The following is a 23,422-nucleotide window of genomic DNA, read 5'->3' on the forward strand; positions in this document are numbered from 1 at the left end:
GGTACTGCAGGGGGGACCCTGTGGGAGAGTAGGACGCCGCCGAACAATCATTGTGGGAAAGCCCCGCACCTTCTGGTGCGGGGCTTTTCTGCGTTTACGGGCTTTTCGTGGTTCGAAATGCCGTTGACCTGTGGTGGGGCGGGCGTTTGGATGCCTCGTATGGAACAGCACGTGATCCGGCCCGTGCGGGCCGACGAATGGCAGAAGGTCAAGGAACTGCGGCTGGCCGCGCTGAGCGATCCCGCGGCGCCGATGGCGTTCCTGGAGAGCGTCGAGGAGGCCGCCGCCAAGCCCGACGGGTTCTGGCAGGACCGGGCGGCCGGCGCCGCCGCGGGGGTGTTCGTACGGCAGTTCATCGCCGAGGCGCCCGACGGGCGGTGGGACGGGTCCGTGACCGTGTTCATCGAGGCCGAGGGCGGCAAGGACTTCCTGGAGCAGGTCGTCGAGGCCGACCAGGGGCACGTCGTCGGCGTGTTCGTGCGGCCCGAGCAGCGGGGGAGCGGGCTCACCGACGCGCTGTTCGAGGCGGCCCTGGAGTGGGTGTGGGCCCGGGAGGAGCCGGTGCTGGGACGCGTACGGCTCTTCGTGCACGAGCAGAACGAACGGGCCGCCGGGTTCTACCGGCGGATCGGGTTCCGGGCGAGCGGGCTGGTGATCCCCAAGCCGGACGACCCGACCGCGAAGGAGCACGAGTACGTGATCGCCCGGCCCTAACCGGCGTCGGCGGGCCACTCCGGCCAGCGGGAGCGGGCCTGTTCGCGGCTGCGGCACAGGGCCAGGAGGGGCAGGGTCCCGTCCTGGAGGAGCTCCGGGAGCCGGGGGACGGGGGCGACGGCCGCCACGTCCTCCAGCACCAGGGTCAGTGGTGGGTCGAGCCGGCCGCGGGATGACCGTGCGGCCATGCGGCGGCCGTGCTCGACCACGTCTGCGGCGAGGGCGGTGAGGAGGGGCATCGCACCCGGGTGGGTGCGGGGGTCCTCCAGGGGTTCGCCCAGCACGTAGAGGGTGCCCCCTTCGGCGGCGAACGATGCCAGGGTGAGCGAATCCGTACGGTTCGGGTTGCAGGCCTCGCGGATGTGGATCGAGGTCAGGCAGGACAGGGCCCGGGCCGTCAGCTGCTGGGCCTGCTCGCGGCGTTCGGGGTGGGCGGTGAGGGCGTTCTCCAGCTCGCCGGCGGCGCCGGGGGCGGCCTGGGGGTGCGTGCGCAGGGTGCGTACGGGGTCCTGGGCGCCGTTGCCCTGGGCCCAGCGGGCCAGCTGCTTGAACGGGAGGCCGTCCAGGGCGGCGGCCTGGAGCCAGCTGCGCAGGAGGGTTTCGGCGGTGTCGGCGAGGGCGCTGTCCAGGCGGGCCTGGGGGCGTACCGGGGCCAGCAGGGCGACCGCCCGGGCGGCGGCGGTGTCCCGGTCGGCGCAGCCGTCGGCGGGGTTCCAGTGCATGCGGGCCGGGGTGTCGCACAGGTGCGAGGGGTCGTAGAGCAGGACCGGGCCGAGTTTCGCGCGGGCGTCCTTGGTCTCCTGCCAGAGGGCGGGGGACGAGGTGACCACCAGGGCGGCGCCCTCCGCGGCCGCGAGGGCCTGGGCGGCGAGGCGGCGGCGTTCGGCCGGGTCGCCGTAGACGAGGCGGGGGGCCGCCGGGGTGCCGGCCGGGGCGTAGCCGAAGCCGTAGCGGTAGGCGTCCTTGGCCGGGGCGGGGGTGTCGCCGAGCGAGCTGTACCGGGCGGGGCTCGGCCTGCGGCGCGGGGCGGCGGCCGGCGCGGGTACGGCTGCGGGGGCCGGACGGGCGGGGGCGTGCGTGGGGACCGGGGCCGGTGCCGGTGCGGACACCGGGGCGTGCGCGGCCGCCGCTGCCGGGGCGGGCGACGGGGGGTGTGACGGGCTGTGGAGCGGGGCCCGGTCGCCGGCCGGGGTCCCGTCGGCGGGGGGCGCGGAGGCGGGGGTCGGTGCCGCCGGGCGGGTGGGCGGCTGCGTCCGGGGACGGGCCGGTGCCGGTGCCGGTGCCAGTTCGGGTTCCGGTTCAGGACCGGCTTCGGCCGGGCGCCGGTGCCGTGTGCGGCGGGCCTTCGTGCGGGCCACGACGCCCAGCGTGAAGATCGTCAGGACCAGCATGACCAGGAGCTGGCTGATGAACAGGCCCCAGAACAGGCCCCACCCGGAGAGCGCCGCCGGGTCCGTGTCGGGCCAGGCGCCGGGGATGTCGTGGGGTTGCGTTATCAGGGCGCGGACGGCCCCCGGGGTGCGGGTGAAGGTGACGGTGGCCGGCCAGGCGCCCTTGGTGAAGAGGGCCGCGAGGCCGGTGGCCGACCAGACGAGGACGGCGAGGCCGAGGAGGAAGGCCAGGAGGCCGACGAGTACCCCGTCGGGGACGCCGCCGGCTCGCGCGGGGGGCTCCGTACGTCTCGCGTCGGGCATGCTCAGGCCACCGTGGTCGCTGATCCGGGGCCGGAGCCCCGCTGGCGCTCGATGTACAGGGCTCGTTCCTCCGCTTCGAGTTCGGCGGCCAGCAGGTCGTCGGGGAGCTGCTGGGGGGTGGAGGACTCCGTCATCGCGCGGTCGGTGTAGACGAGGGGGCGTTCGGTCTCGGTGATCAGGTGTTTGACGACCTGGACGTTGCCGTTGACGTCCCAGACGGCGATGCCGGGGGTGAGGGTCGGGATGATTTCGACGGCCCAGCGCGGGAGGCCGAGTACGCGGCCCGTGGCGCGGGCCTCGTCGGCCTTCTGGGCGTAGATGGTGCGGGTGGAGGCCATTTTGAGGATGGCGGCGGCCTCGCGTGCCGCGGCGCCGTCGACGACGTCGGAGAGGTGGTGGACGACGGCGACGAAGGACAGGCCGAGGCGTCGGCCGAACTTCAGGAGGCGCTGGAAGAGCTGGGCGACGAAGGGGCTGTTGATGATGTGCCAGGCCTCTTCGACGAGGAAGATGCGCTTCTTGCGGTCCGGCCGGATCCAGGTGTGTTCCAGCCACACGCCGACGATCGCCATGAGGATGGGCATGGCGATGGAGTTGCGGTCGATGTGGGAGAGGTCGAAGACGATCAGCGGGGCGTCGAGGTCGATGCCGACGGTCGTGGGGCCGTCGAACATGCCGCGGAGGTCGCCGTCGACGAGGCGGTCGAGGACGAGCGCGACGTCGAGGCCCCAGGCCCGGACGTCGTCTATGTCGACGTTCATGGCCTGGGCGGATTCGGCTTCGGGGTGGCGCAGCTGTTCGACGATGTCGGTGAGGACGGGCTGGCGGTCCGTGATGGTGTCGACGACGTAGGCGTGGGCGACCTTGAGGGCGAAGCCGGAGCGTTCGTCGAGGCCGTGGCCCATGGCGACTTCGATGATGGTGCGGAGCAGCGCGAGCTGTCCGGTCGTGGTGATCGCCGGGTCGAGGGGGTTGAGGCGGATCCCGTCGTCGTTGGCGGCGATGGGGTCCAGGCGGATGGGGGTTATCCCCAGCTGCTGGGCGATGAGGTTCCACTCGCCGACGCCGTCCTCGCCCTGGGCGTCGAGGACGACGACCTGACGGTCGCGGAAGCGGAGCTGGCGCAGGACGTAGGTCTTTTCGAGCGCTGACTTTCCGTTTCCGGATTCGCCGAGGACCAGCCAGTGGGGGGCCGGGAGCTGCTGTCCGTAGAGCTGGAAGGGGTCGTAGATGTAGCCCTTGCCGCTGTACACCTCGCGGCCGATGATCACGCCGGAGTCGCCGAGGCCGGGGGCCGCGGTGGGCAGGTAGACGGCCTGGGCCTGGCCGGTGGAGGTGCGTACGGGCAGGCGGGTGGTCTCGACCTTGCCGAAGAGGAAGCTGGTGAAGGCGTCCGTCAGCGCGGACATGGGATCTCGCATGGCGGCTGGTCCCTCCAGCTAGCGTCGGATGCCGGTGGCGAACGGCAAGGTGTTGACGAAGGCGCGGTGGTGCTCGCGGTCGCACCATTCGAGCTTCAGGTAGGACTTGCCGGCGGAGGCGCGGATGGTGCGCTTGTCGCGGGCGAGGGCTTCGGGTGAACGCGAGGACACCGTGATGTACCCGACGAGGTTGACTCCGGCAGCGCCGCTGGCGAGATCTTCACCCCTCTGGTCGAGGCGGCCGTGGGCGGCGATGTCGCGGGGGTCGACGGTGCGGTTCATCTTGGCGGCGCGGGAGGCGTCGGCCTCGTCGTTGGTCTTCTCGGTGAGCATGCGCTCGATGGCGATCTCGGTGGGTTCGAGGTCCATGGTGACGGCGACGGTGCGGATGACGTCCGGGGTGTGGACGAGGAGGGGGGCGAGGAAGTTCACGCCGACCGGGGTCATCGGCCATTCCTTCACCCAGGCGGTGGCGTGGCACCAGGGGGCTCGGGTGGAGGATTCGCGGGTCTTGGCCTGGAGGTAGGTGGGCTCCACGGCGTCGAGCTCTGCGGGCCAGGCGTTGCGCTTGGTCATGGCCTGGATGTGGTCGATGGGGTGGTCCGGATCGTACATGGAGTGCACGAGGGAGGACAGGCGTCCCTGGCCGAGGGGCTGGCGGACGCGGATGTCGGCTTCGGCGAGGCGGGCGCAGATGTCGGTGAGCTCGCGGGCCATGACGATGGCGAGGCCGGCGTCGCGGTCGAGCTTGCGGCCCTTGGTGCTGCCGGCGCGGGCGATGGTGTTGGCCTCGGCGGCGAGTTCGCGGGTGTAGTGCATGCAGGCGACGAGGTAGGCGCGGTGCTGCTCCGAGGAGGTGGAGACCATCGACTGGAGCTGGTCGTAGGAGTCGCGCAGCCAGGTGGGGGCCGTGGTGTCTCCGCGCTGGGCGACGTCCTTGGCGTGTGCGTCGGGGTCGGCGGGGAGGGTGCGGGCGAGCATCTGGAGGCGGGTGACGAAGCCGTCGCCGTTGGCGACGTGCTTGAGGAGGGTGCCGAAGCGGTCGACGAGGGCTTCCTGGTCCTCGCTGTCGCGCAGGCCGACGCCGGGGCCCTCGATCTCGATGGCGGCCGTGACGGTTCTGCGGTCGGCGTGCAGGAGGACGGCGATCTCGTCGGGGCCGAAGGGGGCGGCGAGCCAGTTGATGCGGCCGATGCCGGGGGGCGGGCCGACCTCGACCTCGCGGCCGTCGGCGGCGCGGGTGCCGGCTTCGACGGCGCCGGAGCGGTAGGTGGTGCCGCGGCGGAGGGTGCGCTTGTAGCTGCGGCTGATCTCGAACCACCGGTAGAAGGTGCGGCCCTTGTAGGGGACGTAGACGGCGGCGAGGGCGAGCAGCGGGAAGCCGACGAGGCTCACGATGCGGAGGGTGAGGTCGGGGACGAGCAGGCCGCTCATCATGCCGAAGAAGGCGCCGGTGATGATCAGTGCGATTTCGCCGGTTTCGCGGTTCTTGCCGACGATCGCGTTCGGCCGGGCCCGGCCGATGAGATACGTGCGGCGGGGCGCGACCGGGTGGAGCTGGTGGGACTGGGTCGTCAACGCCCGTCACCTCCTGTGTTCCTCGTACTCGAGCCAGTGCGGGGCGGGGGCGCGGCGGAGGGGACGCTTCCGCCGCCGGTCCCGCTGCCGGAGCGGCGGCTGCTGTGGGCGGCCATGCCTCCGGAGATCTGGTTGGCGTCGCCGCCGCCGGAGCCGCCGCTCGCGCGGTGGGCGCCGCCGCGGCTGCTGTGGGTCTTGATGCCCTGGGAGACGAGGGAGGCCGGGGAGCTGATGACGGCGGCGGCCTGGGCGCCGTCGGTGGCCTGCTTGCGGTTGGAGCGGGCGGAGGCGATCTCGTCGCCGAAGCCGGGGACGAAGCGGTAGATCATCGCGGAGGCGAAGATCGCCAGGAGGATGATGGCGAGGCCGGAGACGACGGCGGAGAAGGCGTTGGGGCCCTTGTCGCCGGCGAGGGCGCCGGCGAGGCCGAGGACGATCACGATGACCGGCTTGACGAGGATGACGGCGATCATGATGCCGGCCCAGCGGCGGACGTGGCCCCACATGTTGCGGTCGACGAGTCCGGCGTAGACGACGGTGCCGAGGAGGGCGCCGACGTAGAGCAGGGCGGCGCGGATGACGAGCTCCAGCCAGAGGACGCCGGCGGCGAGGACGGTGACGAGGGCGACGACGATCAGCATGATCGGGCCGCCGCCGATGTCCTCGCCCTTCTTGAGGGCTTCGGAGAAGGAGCCGAAGAAGACGTCGGTCTGGCTGCCGGTGGCGGAGGCGATGACCTCGGTGATGCCGTCGGTGGCGGAGACGACGGTGTAGAGGATCAGCGGGGTGAAGGCGGAGGCGAGGACGGTCAGCCAGAGGAAGCCGATGGCCTCGGAGAGGGCGGTGCTGAGGGGGACGCCGCGGATGGCGCGCTTGGCGACGGCCAGCAGCCACAGGACGAGGGTCAGGACGGTGGAGGCGGCGAAGACGACGGCGTACTGCTGGAGGAAGGCGGGGTTGGTGAAGTCGACGTTGGCGGTGGACTTCACGGCTTCGCTGAGCTTGCCTACGATCCAGGCGGCGGCTTCGGCGCAGCCCTTGGCCAGGGAGGCCAGGGGGTTGATGGCGTCGGCCGGGCTGTCCGGGGAGAGGCCGGTGTTGGGCGTGCTGCCGGGAGCGTTGCCCGCCTGGCGCTCGCAGTCCTCCTTGAGCGGGCCGATGACCCCTTCGCACTTGGAGGGTGACGGGGTGCCGGAAGGCGTGCCCGAGGGAGTGCCGGAGGGCGTGCCCGACGGGGTGGGGTTCGGGCTGGGGGCGGCGTAGGCCCGGGCGGACAGCAGGACCAGGGCCGTCTGCAGGGAGACCAGGGCGGCGGCGGTGCGGGCGCCCGCGGTGCGCAGGCCCCGGCCGGTCCTCGTGGCGCTGTCGGGGCGGCGGCTACCGGGCATAGGTGAACCCTCCGAACTCCTGGACGGCCTTGCTGATGTCGTCGGACGTGGAGGCGGCGACGTCGCCGGGTACGGGGGCGGGGCCGTCCTGCTGGCTGTCGGAGGTGACCTTCCAGCCGTCCCCGGCCCAGGTCAGTTCGAACGTCCAGGTCTTCCAGGTGGTGCGGACCGGGGTGGTGGACTTGGCGCCCGACATCCCGACCAGGCCCGTGTACCAGACGGCGACCTTCGCGGTGGCGGGGCCGTAGCTCTCGACGCGGGTGCCGACGGGTACGGCGCGGGTCACGAAGGTGCTGCCCTGCGGGGCGTTGCCGTTCGCGTCGAGGCCGAGGGTGGCGAGGAAGGCGGGGCTGTACGCGGCGTCCTGCGCGCCCTTGCGCTGTGCGGCCGCCTCGGGGGTGTAGACGGCGTCGACGAGGGCGTGCCGCACGTCCTTCTTGAGCATGCCGTCCGACCCCAGCGCGACCGCGTAGTTCGCGGCCGCCGACTGGGCGCCCTGTTCGTCGTGGGCGAAGCCCTTGGGGATGCCGGCGGTTTTGGTGGTGACCGGGGTGGTGCCCGTGGGGGCCGTCGAGGTGGTGTCCGGGGCCTTGTCCGCCGTGGTGGTGTCCGGGGTGTCGCCCGAGCGGTTCGCGAAGGCGATGGCGGCGATGAGCAGGACGACCACCCCGACCACCGTGATCAGGCCGCGGGAGGAGCGGGGGGTGCGGCGCGGGCCGCCGTACCCGTCGGACGGGGGGTCCGGGAGGCGGGTGCGGGTCTGGCCCGTGCCGCCGACCCCGTCGTACTGGTCGTCGTTGCTCATTGCGTGTCCGCCCCTCCGCGTCGTTCGACGGTAGCGCTCGTTCCCGCTCAGGCGCGGTGTGGTGATTCCTCATCAGGGTGCGGCCGGGTGCTGCGGTCCGGCTAGACGGCCATCCCGTAGACGATCGTGAAGAGGGTGCCGAGGGAGCCGATGATGAAGACTCCGGTGAGGCCGGCCACGATCAGGCCCTTGCCCTGTTCCGCGCTGAAGGTGTCGCGCAGGGCCGTCGCGCCGATGCGCTGCTTGGCGGCGCCCCAGATGGCGATGCCGAGGCACAGGAGGATCGCCACGGCCATGACCACCTCGATCATGACCTTCGCTTCGTTGCCGAGACTGCCGAACGGCCCCCAGTTCGGGGCGATTCCGCCGATGATGGTGGTGATGTCGCCCTTTTCGGCTGCCAGGATCATGTAACTCACCGCCCCTGTATGGGTAGTTCCGGTAGCCCGTGCCCGACGGCATGGGTCACGCACTATCTTCGCTGATGAAACCCGAGCCGTCGCCGACTTGGCCGGTCTCTTTACCCGTTCTCTCGGCCCGCGCCCCGTATGCGCACCCTGAGCAGGTCACTCTGTGTATCACGGGGGGTGACCCCGGGCAATGATTGTCGGCCCGGCGTGCGCGGGGCCGTGTGAGGGGCGGCCGTTCGGGCTAATGGGGGGAGGCCGGGGCGGTGGGGGAGCGTACGGAGGCGTGCGGGGCGCATGGGCGTCGGGCGGGCGCCGGGGTGGGGCCCGTCCGTGCCGGTGCGGGGAGTTACGCGGCCCAGTGCGCGGGGCGGGTGAGGTGCGCGGGGATGCGGGTGTCGGCGGTGCCCCGGGCGGCGTTGACCTGGGCCTGGGTGAGGAAGAGGGCGTCGCGCAGGTCGGCTCCGCGCAGGTCGGCGTCGCGGAAGTCCGCGCCGATGAGGTCGGCTCCGCGCAGGTCGGCGCGGCTGAGGTCGGCGGCGATCAGGTAGGCGCCGCGGAGGTTGGCTCCGCGCAGGTCGGCGCCGGAGAGGCGGGCGCCCATCAGGTCGGCGCCGCGGTGGTTCTTCTTGCGGCCGGGGGTCTTGGCGCGGACCAGCTCGCTCGTCTCGAGGAGCAGGGTGTTGATCTCCTGGCGCAGGGCCGGGACGTCGAGGGCGGTGAGGGTGGCGGCGTCGGCGCGGGTGAGGGCCTCGGTCTTGGCGAGGGCGGTGCGCAGGGCCGGGTGGACGGGGGCGGCCGCGGGGCGGGTGAGCGCCTCGGCGGTGTAGAAGAGGAGCTCGTGCAGCTGCCGCATGACCGGGAAGGCCTCGAACATCGCCGAGCGGGTCTCGGGGTGGGTGCGCCAGTCGCGGCCCTCGAAGGTGACCTGGGAGACCTGCTGTCCCGCGCCGAAGCAGTCGAAGACGGTGCAGCCCTGGAAGCCCTGGTTGCGCAGCCGGGTGTGGATGCCGCAGCGGAAGTCCTGCGCGAGGTTCTTGCAGGGGGTGCCGGCGGCTTTGTTCACGGCGAAGTCGGCGGACTTGGCGAAGGGCAGGGCGACGCAGCACAGGGCGAAGCAGTTCGAGCAGTCGGCCTGGAGGAGGGGCAGTGCGGTGGTGGACACCTCTTCATTGTCTCCGGAGTCCCTTGATCCGCGCGGAGGGGGCGGGGAGCATCGCGTTCATGACAGAAGTGATCGCAGTTGCCGTCATTACCCTGCTCGCCGTGATCAGTCCGGGTGCGGACTTCGCGATGGTGGTCAGGAACAGTTATCTGTACGGGCGGCCCACGGGGTTGTTCGCGGCGGCGGGGGTCGCGGCCGGGGTGCTGGTGCACGTGTCGTACACGATGCTCGGGGTGGGGCTGCTGATCGCCTCGTCGACCGCGTTGTTCACGGCGATCAAGCTGGCGGGCGCGGCGTACCTGGTGTGGATCGGGATCCGTACGTTCCGGGCGCGGGCGGAGCTGACGGTGGACCTGGAGGCGGGGCCGGGGCTGACGCGGGTGGGCGCGCTGCGGTCGGGGTTCCTGACCAACGTGCTGAATCCGAAGACGACGCTGTTCGTGGTGTCGACGTTCACGCAGGTGGTCGACCCGGGCACGTCCGGGTGGCAGCAGGCGGGGTACGGGCTGTTCATGGCCGCGGCGCACCTGGTGTGGTTCGGGGCGGTGGCGCTGTTCTTCTCCAACGCGCGGCTGCGGGAGCGGATGCTGAAGGCGCAGAAGGCGCTGAACCGGGCGATCGGTTCGGTGCTGGTGGGCCTGGGGGTGGGGCTGGGCTTCGCGCGCTGAGGCGCGGGAGGGTACGGAGGGTCTGGTGCCCCGGGTTACCTGTGGGTAGCGTGCGGCGGCATGGATGCTGAAGACGGGTTCTACGAGCGGCTCGGCGAAGGCCGCTTCCTGGCCACTGAGGCGACGCGCGGGCCGTGGGACCCGGGCTCCCAGCACGCCGGCCCGCCGGCCGCCCTGCTCGGGCGGGCCGTCGAGGAGCGGCCGGGGGCGCGGGAGGACATGCGGATCGCCCGCATCACGTACGAGATCCTGCGCCCGGTGCCGATCGGGGAGCTGGAGGTGACCACCTCGGTGCTGCGCTCCGGGCGCGGCACCGAGGTGGTCGAGGCGGCGCTGGCCCCGGTGGGCGGGGCGCCGGTGATGCTGGCGCGGGCGCTGCGGATCCGGGTGGCCGCGGAGCCGGTGCCGGCGGTGGTCCCGGGGGAGCTGCTGCCGCCGCCGGGGGAGGTGGGGGTGACGCCGTTCTTCCCCGTGCCGTGGGAGACGGGCTACCACTCCTCGATGGAGACCCGGTTCACGGAGGGCGCCTTCGTCGAGCCGGGGCCGGGCACCTGCTGGATGCGGATGCGGGTGCCGCTCGTGGCGGGGGAGGAGGTCCGGCCGCTGGACCGGGTGCTGGTGGCGGCCGACTCGGGGAACGGGATCAGCGCGGTGATGGACTTCGGCCGGTTCGTCTTCGTCAACGGCGACCTCACCGTCCACCTGCACCGCCACCCGGTCGGCGAGTGGGTGTGCGTGGAGGCCCGTACGAGCGTGGACGCGGCCGGGATCGGCCTCGCGGACTCCCGCCTGCACGACGAGAAGGGGCCGATCGGGCGCGGGGCGCAGAGCCTGTACGTGGCCGAGCGCTGAGGACAACCCCCTTTCCGGCCAGGGAAGTCGGTGTGGCACCCTCGTCCGAATGGAGGCCCTGAGAGAGACCGACCCCGCCCACATCGGCGCGCAGACGCTGCTGGCCCGGCTGGGGGCCGGGGGCATGGGGCAGGTGTACCTCGGGCGGTCGCCGGGCGGCCGCCTGGTGGCCATCAAGGTGATCAAGGAAGAGATCACCGGGCATCCGGAGGCCCTGGCACGGTTCCGTCGGGAGGCCGAGACGGTCCGCGCGGTCCGCTCCGCCTACACCGCGAACCTGATCGACGCCTCGCTGGCGGCCCCGCCGTACTGGCTGGCCACCGAGTACGTGGCGGGGCCGACGCTCAGTCATGCGGTGGGCGGGTACGGGGCCCTGCCGGCCGCCTCCTGCCGCAGGCTGTTCGCGGCGCTGGCGGAGGGCCTGGCGAGCGTGCACGCGTACGGGGTCACCCATCGCGACCTCAAGCCGCAGAACGTCATCCTCGGCGCGCAGGGCCCGCAGCTCATCGACTTCGGCATCGCCAAGGGCGTGGCCGAGACGGCCCTGACGCAGGCCGGGACCGCCCCGGGCACCCCCGGCTACACGGCCCCCGAGGTGCTGCTGCGCGGCGAGGTGGCGGCCGCGGCGGACGTCTTCGCCCTGGGCGCCACGATGGCGTACGCGGCCACGGGGCGGGCCCCGTACGGCATCGGGGAGCCGACGGCGGTGAACTTCCGCGCGGTGCACGGCGAGATCGACGTCGAGGGCGTGGAGCCGGAACTCGCCGCCCTGATCCGGGCCTGCGTGACCACCGATCCGGCCGGACGGCCCGCGCTCGCCGAGGTCATCCGCCGCTGCGGGGTGGACGCGGCGCTGGTCGACGACCCGGTGTACGCGGCGCTCACGGCGGCCGGCGGCGGGGCGGCGCAGGTGCCGGGGCTGCCGTCGACGATCGGTCCGGGGCTCGCCGCGGTGCAGGCCGGCTACGTGCCGACGTACGCGCCGCCGGCGGCTCCGGCGACGGCTCCGGCCGCGACGGGTGCGCGGAAGGCTCCGCGCTGGGCGGTGGCGGCCGTCGCGGGCCTGGTGGCGGGCGGCCTGGTCACGGGCGGGTACCTGCTGACCCAGGGCGGGGACGAGGAGGGCGGCGAGCGCCGGGCGGCCGCCCCGCCGAGCGGGCAGACCACCCCGGCCGGGAACGGGAGCCCCTCTCAGCCGGCCCCCTCGGCGCCGTCCGGGTCCGCGCCGGCCGCGTCCGCGTCCGCGCCGAGCGGCGGTGCGGGTGCGGTGCCCGACCACATCGAGCCGAACAAGGTGTCGCGGGACCTGTGGAGCAGCACCACGGGGGCCTGCAACCTGCCCAACGAGGAGCGGGCGGAGTTCCTGCTGGCGTCCGCCGTCGATGCCGACGACCCGAAGGCGCAGACGGTGACGGGCAAGGTGAAGATCACGCTGTTCCTGAAGGGGCACAACACGGAGCAGGGCCCCTACGCGGTCTCCGTCGGGGTGAAGCCCCCGCACGAGATCGACGAGAGCAGCCAGCGGCCCTTCGAGTCCGTCCGCGACTACAACCACAGCATCGGGTACACCAGCAAGCCGGTCGACCTCCAGGTCGCGGCCGGCGGCACCGTGGAGCTCACGTACCCGGACGACTTCGCCACCGAACTCGTCGACAACGCGGGGACGCGCAAGAAGTTCCCCGGCATCCCCACCGCCAACGACCCGGGGGACTGGACGGTGCTGATCTACCGGGTCCGCGGGGTCAAGGAGTACAGCAGCGTCTACTGCACCGGCTTTCCGGTGAAATAGTGCGCGGACAGACCGGCGAATGCACTGTCAGGCGACGCGGCATGAGGCAGTGTTGACGGGTGCGCAAGTTCTGGGTGGCAAGCGGGATCGGGATCGGCGTGTGCCTGACCTTCGTCGCGCTGCTGGTCGTCGGCACCTATTCGGCGGCGGCGGGCATCGCGAACGGCGCCAGACAGGGCGCGGTCGGGCTGGTGAAGGGTGCGGTGCCGGCGGTGTACCAGCCGCTGGTGGAGAGGTGGGGAAACCTTTGCCCCGCGCTCAATCCTGCGCTGCTCGCGGCGCAGTTGTACACCGAGAGCAACTGGAAGCCCGACGCGCTCAGCCATGCCGACGCGCGGGGCATCGCCCAGTTCATCCCGGAGACGTGGGCCACGTACGGGGTCGACGGCGACGGTGACGGGGACCGGGACATCTGGGATCCCAAGGACGCGATCCCGTCGGCGGCCACATACGACTGCCAACTGGCCAAGGACGTCGCGCAGGTGCCCGGCGATCGGTCGGACAATATGCTCGCCGCCTACAACGCCGGTCCCTACCGCGTCATCAAGGCCGGGGGCGTGCCGCCGATCAGCGAGACCCAGGGGTACGTGAAGGCCATCCGCTCCCTGGAGAAGAGCTTCGCGCGCCCCGTCGGCCGGGTCGCCCCGGCCCAGCAGGCGGCGGGGGCCGTGTACTTCGCGCAGAAGCAGCTCGGGACCCCGTACCTGTGGGGTGGGGACGGGACGGCCGCGGACAACGGGCGGTTCGACTGTTCCGGGCTGACCAAGGCGGCGTACGAGAGCGTGGGCATCGAGCTGCCGCGCGTGGCCAACGACCAGTACAACGCCGGGTCGCACCCCTCGCGCGGGGAACTGCTCCCCGGTGATCTGGTGTTCTTCTCCGACGATCTGACGAACTCTCGGGAGATCCGGCACGTCGGGCTGTACGTGGGTGGCGGTTACATGATCAACGCCCCGTTCACCGGCGCGGTCATCCGCTTCGACAAGATCGACACGCCCGACTACTTCGGGGCGACCCGGGTGACCAAGGACGGCGCTGCGGCCCTTCCGGAGCGGTCGGGAGCAACTCCCAAGCCCTAGCGACTCTCTGTGAAGCGCAGGCCCTGAGCTGCGGGGATGAGTCTCTCTTGGATAACGTTGGAGTGATCATTCGGTGGAGAGTGGAACGTCCCAGGCAGAACGGGCGTTCCATGAACACGGGGGATCGATCGGCTGGGGGGCTGAAGGGGGCGCACACCGTCGTGCGCCCGCAGGGGACCTAGGCAGGCAAGGGGCCGTGGCGCATGGCTGGACTCACGACCGGTGGGCCGAACGTCGATGTCAGCCTGCTGTACGGGATCAACGCCCTCTCCCGGCACGCCCCGGGCTGGTTCGACCGGGCGGTGACCTTCGCCGGATCGTACGGACTGCCGCTGGCCATGGTCCTGCTCGTGCTGTGGTGCTGGCGCGGAGCCAGGCGGCAGGACGAGGCGACCGCCGCCGAGTCCTTCGCCGCGCTCGTGTGGGCCCCGCTCGCCGCCGGTGTCGCCCTCCTCGTGAACGTGCCGCTGCGCGGATTCGTCGCCCGGCCGCGGCCGTTCCTCCAGCACGACGGCCTCGAAGTGCTCGGCGGCGCGGGCGCGCCCGGCTCCGGGTTCTCCTTCGTCAGCGACCACGCCACCCTCGCCATGGCCCTCGGCGTCGGGGTGTTCCTCGTCAACCGCCGGCTCGGGCTCGTCGGGATCGGCCTCGCGCTCGCCGAGGGGCTGTGCCGGGTGTACCTCGGCGTGCACTACCCGACCGACGTCATCGGGGGCTTCGCGCTCGGCACCGCCGTCGTCCTGCTCCTCGCCCCGCTCGCCATGGCGGCGCTCGCCCCGGTGGTCAGGGCCGTCGCCCGGTCGCCGCGGTGCGGGGTGCTCGTACGCGCCCGGGAGCGCGTGGTGGCCCGCCCCGTCGAGCTGCCGCAGCGGCCCGCCGAGAGCGACCTCGCGGCGTAGCGGGGCCCCTACGGGTTCAGGATCGCCAGCAGGAGCGCCACCAGCAGGCACAGCCCCGCCGCGCCGAAGCACAGTCGTACCGCCGTCGGCCGGAAGCGCGGGGTCACGGGTCGCCGCCCTCGCCGCGCCCGCCCGGATGCTCCGCCTCCGTGCCGTCGCGGCGGTAGCGGGAGCGCAGCCACAGCCCGGTCGCCACGGCCGCGGCGGTGGTGACCCCGATGGCCAGCGCCACGTCGGCCGGCCCGTCCGCCGTGCCCACCGGGCGGGCCCAGGCCGCCGCGGCCGGGGTGAGCGCGAGCAGCAGCGCCCACAGGAGGGCGGCGAGGGAGCGTGCGGTACCTGGCATGGAACCAGCGCAACCGCTCCCGGGGCCCCCGGCCAGCCGGGAAGTCCGAACGGAGGAAGGGGAGGACGGCGGGAGGGGAGGACGACGGGGGCTAGGCCGCGGTGTGTCTGGTGGCGTCCCTGCGGGCCAGGTCGCGGGAGCGGCGGGCCGGACCCGTCCAGCCGCAGCTGCACACGGCCAGGCAGAACGAGCCGCGTTCCGCGGTGCTGGTGGAGTGGCCGACGGGCGGCTGAGCCGGTTCCGCGTGGTCTCCCGGAAGGGGCACAGCGGTAAACGGAGCGACCGGAGTCGCCTTGGTGTGCGGTTCCACCCCTCCACGGTACCCGGGTCCGGCCGCGTCCGGTACGGCCCCCGGAACTCGGCCGCCCGTTACGGGAAACCCCGGACCTCGTTAACCGGAGCGGGTGGGGGCCTCGGGCAAACAGCGGTCACGCGTTGGGGGTTGGCAGGCGATGGTGGTGCACCAGCACAGGCGGCGGAGAAGGCGTGCGGGTGAGGCGGTGCTCGCCGTCTGTGCGGCGGTCGCCGTCGCGGCGCTCAGCGCGTGCGGAGCGGCGAGCGGCACGGGCACCGACGGCGGCGGCGGGCCGGGCGGAGGCGCCGCGAAGGGCGCCGGGAGCGTGGAGGGCGTCCGCGACGAGCGGCCGCCGGGCGACCCGACCGCCGTGGTCCGCGGCGCCGCCGACGCGCTGACCGCCGCCGGGAGCGCGCGGACCCGTACGGCGATGGAGATGGCGACCGGCGGGACCCGGGTCACCATCCGGGGCGAGGGCGGGGTCGACTTCCGCAAGCGGATGGGCCAGCTGCTGGTGATGCTCCCCGCCGACGTGAAGGGGGAGCCCGAGCACCGGCCCATCACCGAGCTGCTCGTCCCCGGCGCGCTCTACATGAAGAACCGCGGCGCCGGCGTCCCCGACGACAAGTGGGTCCGGCTGGACACCACCACCCTCTCCGACGGGAACCTCGTCACCGGCGGCGCCACCGATCCGGTGGCCGCGGCCGAGCTGCTGCGGGGCGCGCAGGAGGTGACGTACGTCGGCGAGAGCGACCTGTCCGGCACCAAGGTGCACCACTACAAGGGGACGACGGACATCGCGCGGGCCGCCCGGAGCGCGTCGCCCGGTGTCAAGGGGGCCCTGGAGGCGGCGGCGAAAGGGTTCAGCAAGGACAGCGTCCCGTTCGAGGTCTACCTCGACGAGGAGGGGCGGCTGCGCAAGGTCGTGCACCGCTTCACCTACGTCAAGAATGGCGTGATCGATGTCTCCTCGACCACGCTGCTCTACGGGTTCGGGACCCCGGTGACCGTCGTATTGCCCCCAAGCGGGGACATTTACGCCGGGAAGATCGCCGAGTAGCCGACCGGGCCGGGTGAAGCGGTGCCTCCGGGCCATGGCCCCGCTATCCGGAAATGGTCCATCCGTGTCATGCGCGGCGCGGGGCCCGCTCCCTAGGCTGGGATGCCGAGCGCCGACGGGCGAGGACGGCAGAGAGAGGTGACACGCGTGACTCCCGCAGGCGGCATGACGGTGCAGGACCACGTGGCGCTCGCCGAGATCGAGCTGTGCGGTGAGCTGATCATCGCGGCCTCGACGGCGGCCGAGGAGCGGCTGAGCCAGGACCGGATCGACGAAGTGCTGATGAGCGTCTGCCCGTAATCCGCGGGGACCATGCCCCCGGACCGCGTCCGGGGGGTGCCGACGGCGGGTCCGGTCGTCAGCTGCGCAGCAGGCGGGCGATGGCCTTCGTGGCCTCCTCCACCTTCGCGTCGATCTCGGTGCCGCCCTTGACCGCGGCGTCCGCGACGCAGTGGCGCAGGTGCTCCTCCAGCAGCTGGAGGGCGAAGGACTGGAGGGCCTTCGTACTGGCCGAAACCTGCGTGAGTATGTCGATGCAGTACACGTCCTCGTCCACGAGGCGCTGGAGCCCACGGATCTGGCCCTCGATCCGGCGCAGCCGCTTGAGGTGCTCGTCCTTCTGGTGGTGGTAGCCGTGGACGGCTCCGGAGCCTTCCGCCTCGATGGTGGTCATCGGTCCTCCCGTGGTCCGGAAAGAGGGGTTATACCCCTCATGGGTATAGGGTACTTCGCCCAGGCCGGGGGGACAGGGGTCCGTAACGCCCACTCTGCCTGATGGAGGACACTGGGGAACGGCCGGTTAGCCGTGGCCGGGGGATGCGCCTAGCATCAGCCTGACCGAATCCAATGCACCCCGAGGACCTCACGTGCGATTTCGTCTGACCCCCAGGGAGACGAGCTTCTACGACATGTTCGCCGCATCCGCGGACAACATCGTCACGGGCTCCAAGCTCCTGATGGAACTGCTCGGAGCGGATCCTTCCGCCCGGGCCGAGATCGCGGAGCGGATGCGGGCGGCGGAGCACGCGGGGGACGACGCGACGCACGCGATCTTCCACCAGCTGAACTCCTCCTTCATCACGCCGTTCGACCGCGAGGACATCTACAGCCTCGCCTCGTCGCTCGACGACATCATGGACTTCATGGAGGAAGCGGTCGACCTGGTCGTCCTCTACAACATCGAGGAACTGCCGAAGGGCGTCGAGCAGCAGATCGAGGTGCTGGCGCGGGCGGCCGAGCTGACCGCCGAGGCGATGCCGCACCTGCGGACGATGGAGAACCTCACCGAGTACTGGATCGAGGTCAACCGGCTCGAGAACCAGGCCGACCAGATCCACCGCAAGCTGCTCGCCCAGCTCTTCAACGGCAAGTACGACGCCATCGAGGTGCTGAAGCTCAAGCAGGTCGTCGACGTCCTCGAAGAGGCCGCCGACGCGTTCGAGCACGTCGCGAACACGGTGGAGACCATCGCCGTCAAGGAGTCCTGAACCTCGTGGACACCTTTGCGCTGGTCGTGACCATCGGTGTCGCGCTCGGCTTCACGTATACGAACGGCTTCCACGACTCCGCGAACGCCATCGCGACCTCCGTCTCGACGCGGGCCCTGACCCCGCGGGCGGCGCTGGCGATGGCCGCCGTGATGAACCTGGCCGGTGCCTTCCTCGGCAGCGGGGTCGCCAAGACGGTCAGTGAGGGCCTGATCGAGACGCCGCACGGCAACAAGGGCATGTGGATCCTGTTCGCGGCCCTGATCGGCGCGATCGTCTGGAACCTGATCACCTGGTACTTCGGGCTGCCCTCGTCCTCCTCGCACGCGCTGTTCGGCGGCATGGTGGGCGCGGCGCTGGCCGGCGGGACCGAGGTGATCTGGACCGGCGTGGTCGACAAGGTCGTCATCCCGATGTTCGTTTCGCCCGTCGTCGGCCTGGTGGTCGGCTACCTGGTGATGGTCGTCATCCTGTGGATGTTCCGGCGGGCCAACCCGCACAAGGCCAAGCGCGGCTTCCGCATCGCGCAGACGGTCTCGGCGGCGGGCATGGCGCTCGGCCACGGCCTCCAGGACGCCCAGAAGACGATGGGCATCGTGGTGATGGCCCTGGTCATCGCGGACGTGTCGGATGCCGGCGACCCGATCCCGGTGTGGGTGAAGATCGCCTGTGCCGTGATGCTGTCGCTGGGCACGTACGCGGGCGGCTGGCGCATCATGCGCACGCTCGGCCGCAAGATCATCGAGCTGGACCCGCCGCAGGGCTTCGCGGCGGAGACCACCGGTGCCTCGATCATGTTCGGCTCGGCGTTCCTCTTCCACGCGCCGATCTCCACCACCCACGTGATCACCTCGGCGATCATGGGTGTGGGCGCGACGAAGCGGGTGAACGCGGTCCGCTGGGGCGTCGCCAAGAACATCATCCTCGGCTGGTTCATCACCATGCCGGCGGCGGCCCTGGTGGCAGCGGTGAGCTTCTGGATCGTGAACCTGGCGTTCGTCTGAGCGCGGACGTGAAAGCGGGCCGGCTCCCCCCACCCAGGGGGAGCCGGCCCTTTTCTTTCGCCCTGCGGTGGCACCGCCATGCAGCACCGCAGGACGTTCAGGCGGGGTTCGGCGGTTCAGCCGAAGCGGCCCGAGATGTAGTCCTCGGTCGCCTGGACGGACGGGTTGGAGAAGATCCGGTCCGTGTCGTCGATCTCGACCAGCTTGCCCGGCTGGCCGACGGCGGCGAGGTTGAAGAAGGCGGTGCGGTCGGAGACGCGGGCCGCCTGCTGCATGTTGTGGGTCACGATGACGATCGTGAAGCGCTCCTTCAGCTCCCCGATCAGGTCCTCGATGGCGAGGGTGGAGATCGGGTCGAGGGCGGAGCAGGGCTCGTCCATCAGCAGGACCTGCGGCTCGACCGCGATGGCGCGGGCGATGCACAGACGCTGCTGCTGGCCGCCGGAGAGACCGGAGCCGGGCTTGTTCAGGCGGTCCTTGACCTCGTTCCAGAGGTTGGCGCCCTTCAGGGACCGCTCCACGATGTCCGTGAGCTCGGACTTCTTGTAGCTGCCGTTCAGGCGCAGGCCCGCCGCCACGTTGTCGAAGATCGACATGGTGGGGAAGGGGTTCGGGCGCTGGAAGACCATGCCGACCGTGCGGCGGACCGCGACCGGGTCCACGCCGGGGCCGTACAGGTTCTCGTCGTCCAGCAGCACCTTGCCCTCGACGCGGCCGCCGGGGGTGACCTCGTGCATGCGGTTCAGGGTGCGCAGGAAGGTGGACTTGCCGCAGCCGGAGGGGCCGATGAAGGCCGTCACGGAGCGGGGTTCCACGGTCATCGAGATGTCATCGATGGCCTTGTGGGTGCCGTAGAAGGCGGAGAGGCCGCTGACGTCGATTCGCTTGGCCATGAGGGGTCACTTCGCTTTCATTCGGTCGCGTCAGCGACCGGTCTTCGGGGCCTTCCAGCGGGCTATGCCGCGGGCCACCAGATTGAGGATCATGACGAAGGCGATCAGGACGAGCGCTGCGGCCCATGCCCGGTCGTAGGAGGCTTCACTGCCGACCTTGTACTGCTCCCAGATGTAGAGGGGGAGCGAGGACTGGGCGCCTTCGAAGGGGTTGCCGTTGATGAGCTGGGAGCCGAAGACCAGCAGCATGATCGGCGCGGTCTCGCCGGCGATGCGGGCCACGGCCAGCATGACGCCGGTGGAGATGCCGCCGATGGCGGTGGGGAGCACGACCTTGAGGATCACGCGCCACTTCGGCACGCCGAGGGCCAGGGCGGCCTCGCGCAGCTCGTTCGGGACGAGCTTGAGCATCTCCTCGGTGGAGCGGACCACGACCGGCATCATCAGGATCGACAGGGCCATCGCGCCGGCGAAGCCGGAGGGGCCGAAGCCGAGCATCAGGTTCCAGGTCGTCAGGATGAACAGGCCCGCGACGATGGAGGGGATGCCGGTCATCACGTCGACGAAGAAGGTGACGGCCTTGGCGAGCTTGCCCTTGCCGTACTCGACCAGGTAGACGGCGGTCAGCAGGCCGATGGGCGCCGCGATCAGGGTGGCGAGGGCGACCTGCTCCAGGGTGCCGAGGAGGGCGTGGTAGACGCCGCCGCCTTCCTCGAAGCTGGTCACGCCGTTCATGGAGTGGCTCAGGAAGTCCCCGTCGAGGGCCTCGATGCCGCGGCTGACGGTGGTGATCATCAGCGAGAGCAGCGGGACGACCGCGAGGACGAAGCAGACCCAGACGAGGGAGGTCGCGACGCGGTCCTTGGCCTGGCGGCGGTTCTCGACGACCGCGCTGGACGTGTACGTGATCGCGACGAACAGCAGGGCCGCGATCAGGCCCCACTGGACCTTGCTGTGCAGGTCGAAGACGAGGCCGATGACGCTGCCGAGCACGGCGGAGGCGACGGCGGTGCCGGCCGGCGCCCAGCGGGGCAGGCCGCCGCGGGTCAGGCCGGCGGGGGAGGAGGACTTGCGGGCCCGGACGGGGCGCTGGTCCTGGAGTGCGTGGCTCATCAGGCGTTCGCCCCCGAGAAGTCCTTGCGACGGGCGATGATCAGGCGGGCTGCGCCGTTGACCAGCAGGGTGAGCAGGAAGAGGACCAGACCGGAGGCGATGAGCGCGTCCCGGCCGAACTCGTTGGCCTCGTCGAACTTCGCGGCGATGTTCTGCGCGAAGGTGCCGCCACCCGGGTTCAGGACGTGCAGCGAGATGAGGAAGCTCGGGGAGAGGACGGTGGCCACGGCCATGGTCTCGCCGAGCGCGCGGCCGAGGCCGAGCATGGAGGCGGAGATGACGCCGGAGCGGCCGAAGGGCAGCACCGACATCCGGATGACCTCCCAGCGGGTCGCGCCGAGGGCCAGGGCGGCCTCCTCGTTCATGCGCGGGACCTGGAGGAAGACCTCGCGGCTGACGCTGGTCACGATCGGCAGGATCATGATCGCGAGCAGGATGCCGACGGTGAAGAGCGAGCGGGCGACGCCGACCTGCGTCTTCTCGAAGACGTAGGTCCAGCCGAGGTACTCGTCGAGCCAGAGGTTCAGCCCGTTCAGCTGCGGCACCAGGAAGAGGGCGCCCCAGATGCCGTAGATGATCGACGGCACGGCGGCCAGCAGGTCGACCACGTAGGCGAGGGGCGCGGCCAGCTTGCGCGGCGCGTAGTGCGAGATGAACAGGGCGATGCCGACGGCGATCGGGACCGCGATGGCCATCGCGATGATCGAGCTGACGACGGTGCCGAAGAGCAGGACGGCGATGCCGAAGACGGGGGGGTTGGCCGAGGCGTTCCAGTCGAAGGTGGTGAGGAAGTTCCCCTCGTTCTTCGACAGGGCGATGGTGGCCCGGTAGGTGAGGAAGGCGGCGATCGACGCCATGATCACCAGGAGCAGGATGCCGGAGCCCTTGGAGAGCCCGGCGAAGATCTTGTCACCGGCGCGGCCGGTGGACCTTCCGCTCTGGGAGACCGGCGGAGCCGCGTCTATGTGGGTGGGTGTGGTGGAAGCCATGGTCTTTCCGGTCTGTGTGGGGGGCGAGCCCCCTGGCGGCGGTGCACCGGATATCCCCCGGGTGGAGGGGGAAAGGCCCGGGCCCCGGGCCGATCAGCGGATCGGCCCGGGCGGGCGGGGAGGGACTAGGCCAGCGACTTGATGACTTCGCGGACCTTGGTGTTGATCTCGGCCGGGATCGGCGCGTAGCCGTTCTCGGTGAGGACCTTCTGGCCCGCGTCCGAGGCGGTGTACTCCAGGAAGGACTTCACGGTGCCGAGGGTCTCGGCCTTGTTGCCCTTGTCGCAGACGACCTCGTAGGTCACCAGGACGATCGGGTAGGCACCCTCGGCCTTGGTGGCGTAGTCGAGCTTCAGGGCCAGGTCGGAGCCGGTGCCGGCGACCTTGGCGGCGGCGATGGCCTTGGAGGCGTTCTCCGGGGTGGCCTTGACCGGGGTGCCGGCGCCGGTGTTGACGTCGACGGTCTTGATGTTCTGCGAGGTGGCGTACGAGAGCTCGAAGTAGCCGATCGCGCCGTCGACGGCCTTGACCTGGGAGGCGACACCGGCGGAGCCGGAGGCGGCCTGGCCACCGGGGGCCGGCCACTTCTTCGCGGCCTCGTAGGACCAGGCGTCGGGGGCGGCGGCCTTGAGGTACTTGCCCAGGTTCTCGGTGGTGCCCGAGTCCTCGGAGCGGTGGAAGGCCTGGATGGCGGTGGAGGGAAGCGTGACGCCGGGGTTCAGCTTCTTGATCGCCTCGTCGTCCCACTTCTTGATCTTGTCGTTGAAGATGTTCGCGAGGGTCGCCGCGTCCAGGTTCAGCTTGTCCACGCCGGAGACGTTGAAGCCGATGGCGATCGGGCCGCCGACCATCGGCAGGTTGATGCCCTGGCCGCCGGTGCAGATCTTCTTCGAGTCCTCGACCTGCTCGGGCTTCAGCGCCGAGTCCGAGCCGGCGAAGCCGACGGTGCCCTGGTTGAAGGCGACGATGCCCTCACCGGAGGAGGAGGACTTGTAGTTCACCTCGACGCCGGAGCAGGCGGCCATGTAGTTCTTCACCCACAGGTCGACCGCGTTCTTCTGCGCGGACGAGCCCGAGGCGAGGAGCTTGCCCTTGGCGCCGTCGCACTTGACGTCGCCGGGCGCCGGGGCCGAGGCCTTCGGGGTGCCGTCCGCACCGGTCTTCGTGTTGTCGTCCGAACCGCACGCCGTGAGGACCAGGGCGCCGGACACGACGAGCGCCCCGAGGGCGGAGGCACGAAGCCGGTTCTTGCGCTGAAGCTTCACTTTCGGGTGTTCCTTCCGAGGAGCCGCCGGCCGCTTTCTGTATCGGGGCGGCGTGCGAAGAGGACTACGGGGCTGCCGTGGTGCGGCGCCGCGTTTTCCCGATCGGCTCGCACCCTGCGCTACCGAAATTAGGCAGAACAGGTGAAGCGGTCGACCGCGCTTGGTGAACGGGGGGTGAACCATGGCGGACGGCCCGGTGCGGATGGGGTGGTTTGTACCCGGGCGCAATCGGGCGTTATCCACCCGTTATGCCGCCGTTACCATCGCGGGGCCGGGGCCCTGGCCGGGCGGGGTGGCCGGATTTCGGCGGTGGCCGGCCGCGGGCGGGCGGGGAGGGGCGGGCCGCCCCCGCGGCCCCCTCGGCCCCCTCGGGCCGTCCGGTCCAGCGTCTCAGACCTGGGCGGGCGGCGCCGGGTGGAGGGGTGGAGGGGTGGGCGGGAGCCGGTGGTGCCGCTGCGCGGGGCTGGGTCCCCTACCCGCCCTTCGCCCGTTCCCCGGGCTGCGCCCGGAC

24 protein-coding genes are annotated in these 23,422 nt (G+C 71.6%); 10 read left to right on the forward strand and 14 right to left on the reverse strand.

Annotated features, from left to right (window positions below; genetic code table 11):
* The first annotated feature begins 159 nt into the window (after positions 1-159).
* Positions 160-714 carry a GNAT family N-acetyltransferase gene (locus ACIPW5_RS38825; RefSeq protein ID WP_401255921.1) on the forward strand — a complete coding sequence of 185 codons (555 nt, stop codon included), beginning with the start codon at positions 160-162 and terminating at the stop codon, positions 712-714.
* On the opposite strand, the gene ACIPW5_RS38830 is transcribed toward ACIPW5_RS38825, so the two are convergent.
* The 7 genes from ACIPW5_RS38830 to ACIPW5_RS38860 form a co-directional block, all read right to left on the reverse strand.
* The gene (locus ACIPW5_RS38830) at positions 711-2,408 is read right to left on the reverse strand and encodes a type VI secretion protein (RefSeq protein ID WP_401255924.1); all 1,698 of its coding nucleotides are present in this window, start codon (positions 2,406-2,408) and stop codon (positions 711-713) included. The genes ACIPW5_RS38825 and ACIPW5_RS38830 overlap by 4 nt on opposite strands.
* A 2-nt stretch (positions 2,409-2,410) precedes the next feature.
* The gene (locus tag ACIPW5_RS38835) at positions 2,411-3,829 is read right to left on the reverse strand and encodes an ATP-binding protein (RefSeq protein ID WP_401255927.1); all 1,419 of its coding nucleotides are present in this window, start codon (positions 3,827-3,829) and stop codon (positions 2,411-2,413) included.
* Positions 3,830-3,847: 18 nt separating this feature from the next.
* A complete protein-coding gene (locus ACIPW5_RS38840) occupies positions 3,848-5,407 on the reverse strand; it encodes an SCO6880 family protein (RefSeq protein WP_125818745.1) in 1,560 nt (519 codons plus the stop codon).
* Positions 5,404-6,795 (reverse strand): hypothetical protein, encoded by a 1,392-nt coding sequence (locus tag ACIPW5_RS38845; RefSeq protein ID WP_401255931.1) that lies wholly within the window; start codon positions 6,793-6,795, stop codon positions 5,404-5,406. The genes ACIPW5_RS38840 and ACIPW5_RS38845 overlap by 4 nt, the downstream gene beginning before the upstream one ends.
* Positions 6,785-7,600 (reverse strand): hypothetical protein, encoded by an 816-nt coding sequence (locus ACIPW5_RS38850; RefSeq protein WP_401255934.1) that lies wholly within the window; start codon positions 7,598-7,600, stop codon positions 6,785-6,787. Before ACIPW5_RS38850 ends, ACIPW5_RS38845 begins: the two co-directional genes overlap by 11 nt.
* A 101-nt stretch (positions 7,601-7,701) precedes the next feature.
* Positions 7,702-8,010, reverse strand: coding sequence for a hypothetical protein (locus ACIPW5_RS38855; protein ID WP_008742356.1), 309 nt, complete (start codon positions 8,008-8,010; stop codon positions 7,702-7,704).
* A gap of 346 nt (positions 8,011-8,356) precedes the next feature.
* A complete protein-coding gene (locus ACIPW5_RS38860; protein WP_401255937.1) occupies positions 8,357-9,172 on the reverse strand; it encodes a pentapeptide repeat-containing protein in 816 nt (271 codons plus the stop codon).
* 59 nt (positions 9,173-9,231) lie between these two features.
* On the opposite strand from ACIPW5_RS38860, the gene ACIPW5_RS38865 reads away from it, so the two are divergent.
* The 5 genes from ACIPW5_RS38865 to ACIPW5_RS38885 all read left to right on the forward strand — a co-directional run bounded on the left by ACIPW5_RS38865 (position 9,232) and on the right by ACIPW5_RS38885 (position 14,459).
* Positions 9,232-9,840 carry a LysE family translocator gene (locus ACIPW5_RS38865; RefSeq protein WP_401255939.1) on the forward strand — a complete coding sequence of 203 codons (609 nt, stop codon included), beginning with the start codon at positions 9,232-9,234 and terminating at the stop codon, positions 9,838-9,840.
* A gap of 60 nt (positions 9,841-9,900) precedes the next feature.
* Entirely contained in the window at positions 9,901-10,692 is a 792-nt protein-coding gene (locus ACIPW5_RS38870) for a thioesterase family protein (protein ID WP_401255941.1), read from the forward strand.
* Positions 10,693-10,741: 49 nt separating this feature from the next.
* On the forward strand, positions 10,742-12,481 hold the full coding sequence (locus ACIPW5_RS38875) for a serine/threonine-protein kinase (RefSeq protein WP_401255943.1): 1,740 nt from the start codon (positions 10,742-10,744) through the stop codon (positions 12,479-12,481).
* A 59-nt stretch (positions 12,482-12,540) separates the two neighbouring features.
* A complete protein-coding gene (locus tag ACIPW5_RS38880) occupies positions 12,541-13,560 on the forward strand; it encodes an NlpC/P60 family protein (RefSeq protein WP_401255946.1) in 1,020 nt (339 codons plus the stop codon).
* 203 nt (positions 13,561-13,763) lie between these two features.
* Complete coding sequence (locus ACIPW5_RS38885; RefSeq protein WP_401255949.1) at positions 13,764-14,459, forward strand: phosphatase PAP2 family protein; 696 nt, start codon at positions 13,764-13,766, stop codon at positions 14,457-14,459.
* A 103-nt stretch (positions 14,460-14,562) separates the two neighbouring features.
* On the opposite strand, the gene ACIPW5_RS38890 is transcribed toward ACIPW5_RS38885, so the two are convergent.
* Together ACIPW5_RS38890 and ACIPW5_RS38895 are read right to left on the reverse strand one after the other, a co-directional pair.
* Positions 14,563-14,805, reverse strand: a complete 243-nt coding sequence (locus ACIPW5_RS38890; protein WP_401255952.1) for a hypothetical protein — start codon at positions 14,803-14,805, stop codon at positions 14,563-14,565.
* A gap of 91 nt (positions 14,806-14,896) precedes the next feature.
* The gene (locus ACIPW5_RS38895; protein ID WP_401255955.1) at positions 14,897-15,070 is read right to left on the reverse strand and encodes a hypothetical protein; all 174 of its coding nucleotides are present in this window, start codon (positions 15,068-15,070) and stop codon (positions 14,897-14,899) included.
* 187 nt (positions 15,071-15,257) lie between these two features.
* Between ACIPW5_RS38895 and ACIPW5_RS38900 the strand changes: the two genes are divergently transcribed.
* The gene (locus ACIPW5_RS38900; protein ID WP_401255958.1) at positions 15,258-16,160 is read left to right on the forward strand and encodes a hypothetical protein; all 903 of its coding nucleotides are present in this window, start codon (positions 15,258-15,260) and stop codon (positions 16,158-16,160) included.
* Between the two features lie 147 nt (positions 16,161-16,307).
* Positions 16,308-16,460, forward strand: coding sequence for a hypothetical protein (locus ACIPW5_RS38905; RefSeq protein ID WP_401255961.1), 153 nt, complete (start codon positions 16,308-16,310; stop codon positions 16,458-16,460).
* Between the two features lie 58 nt (positions 16,461-16,518).
* Here the strand turns inward: ACIPW5_RS38905 and ACIPW5_RS38910 are convergent, their stop codons facing one another.
* Positions 16,519-16,833, reverse strand: coding sequence for a metal-sensitive transcriptional regulator (locus ACIPW5_RS38910; RefSeq protein WP_042801353.1), 315 nt, complete (start codon positions 16,831-16,833; stop codon positions 16,519-16,521).
* A gap of 193 nt (positions 16,834-17,026) precedes the next feature.
* On the opposite strand from ACIPW5_RS38910, the gene ACIPW5_RS38915 reads away from it, so the two are divergent.
* Both ACIPW5_RS38915 and ACIPW5_RS38920 read left to right on the forward strand, forming a co-directional pair.
* Entirely contained in the window at positions 17,027-17,647 is a 621-nt protein-coding gene (locus ACIPW5_RS38915; protein ID WP_401255964.1) for a DUF47 domain-containing protein, read from the forward strand.
* 5 nt (positions 17,648-17,652) lie between these two features.
* A complete protein-coding gene (locus tag ACIPW5_RS38920) occupies positions 17,653-18,651 on the forward strand; it encodes an anion permease (protein ID WP_401255966.1) in 999 nt (332 codons plus the stop codon).
* Between the two features lie 116 nt (positions 18,652-18,767).
* Here ACIPW5_RS38920 and pstB read toward each other — a convergent pair whose 3' ends face one another.
* The 4 genes from pstB to pstS form a co-directional block, all read right to left on the reverse strand.
* Entirely contained in the window at positions 18,768-19,544 is a 777-nt protein-coding gene (pstB, locus tag ACIPW5_RS38925) for a phosphate ABC transporter ATP-binding protein PstB (protein WP_401255968.1), read from the reverse strand.
* 30 nt (positions 19,545-19,574) lie between these two features.
* A complete protein-coding gene (pstA, locus tag ACIPW5_RS38930; RefSeq protein WP_401255971.1) occupies positions 19,575-20,657 on the reverse strand; it encodes a phosphate ABC transporter permease PstA in 1,083 nt (360 codons plus the stop codon).
* On the reverse strand, positions 20,657-21,646 hold the full coding sequence (pstC, locus tag ACIPW5_RS38935; protein WP_401255974.1) for a phosphate ABC transporter permease subunit PstC: 990 nt from the start codon (positions 21,644-21,646) through the stop codon (positions 20,657-20,659). Before pstC ends, pstA begins: the two co-directional genes overlap by 1 nt.
* A 125-nt stretch (positions 21,647-21,771) precedes the next feature.
* Complete coding sequence (gene pstS, locus ACIPW5_RS38940; protein ID WP_401255977.1) at positions 21,772-22,911, reverse strand: phosphate ABC transporter substrate-binding protein PstS; 1,140 nt, start codon at positions 22,909-22,911, stop codon at positions 21,772-21,774.
* Positions 22,912-23,422 lie beyond the last annotated feature (511 nt).

Origin of the sequence: Streptomyces sp. NPDC090077 (assembly GCF_044747545.1) — a bacterium.
Taxonomy (GTDB): domain Bacteria; phylum Actinomycetota; class Actinomycetes; order Streptomycetales; family Streptomycetaceae; genus Streptomyces.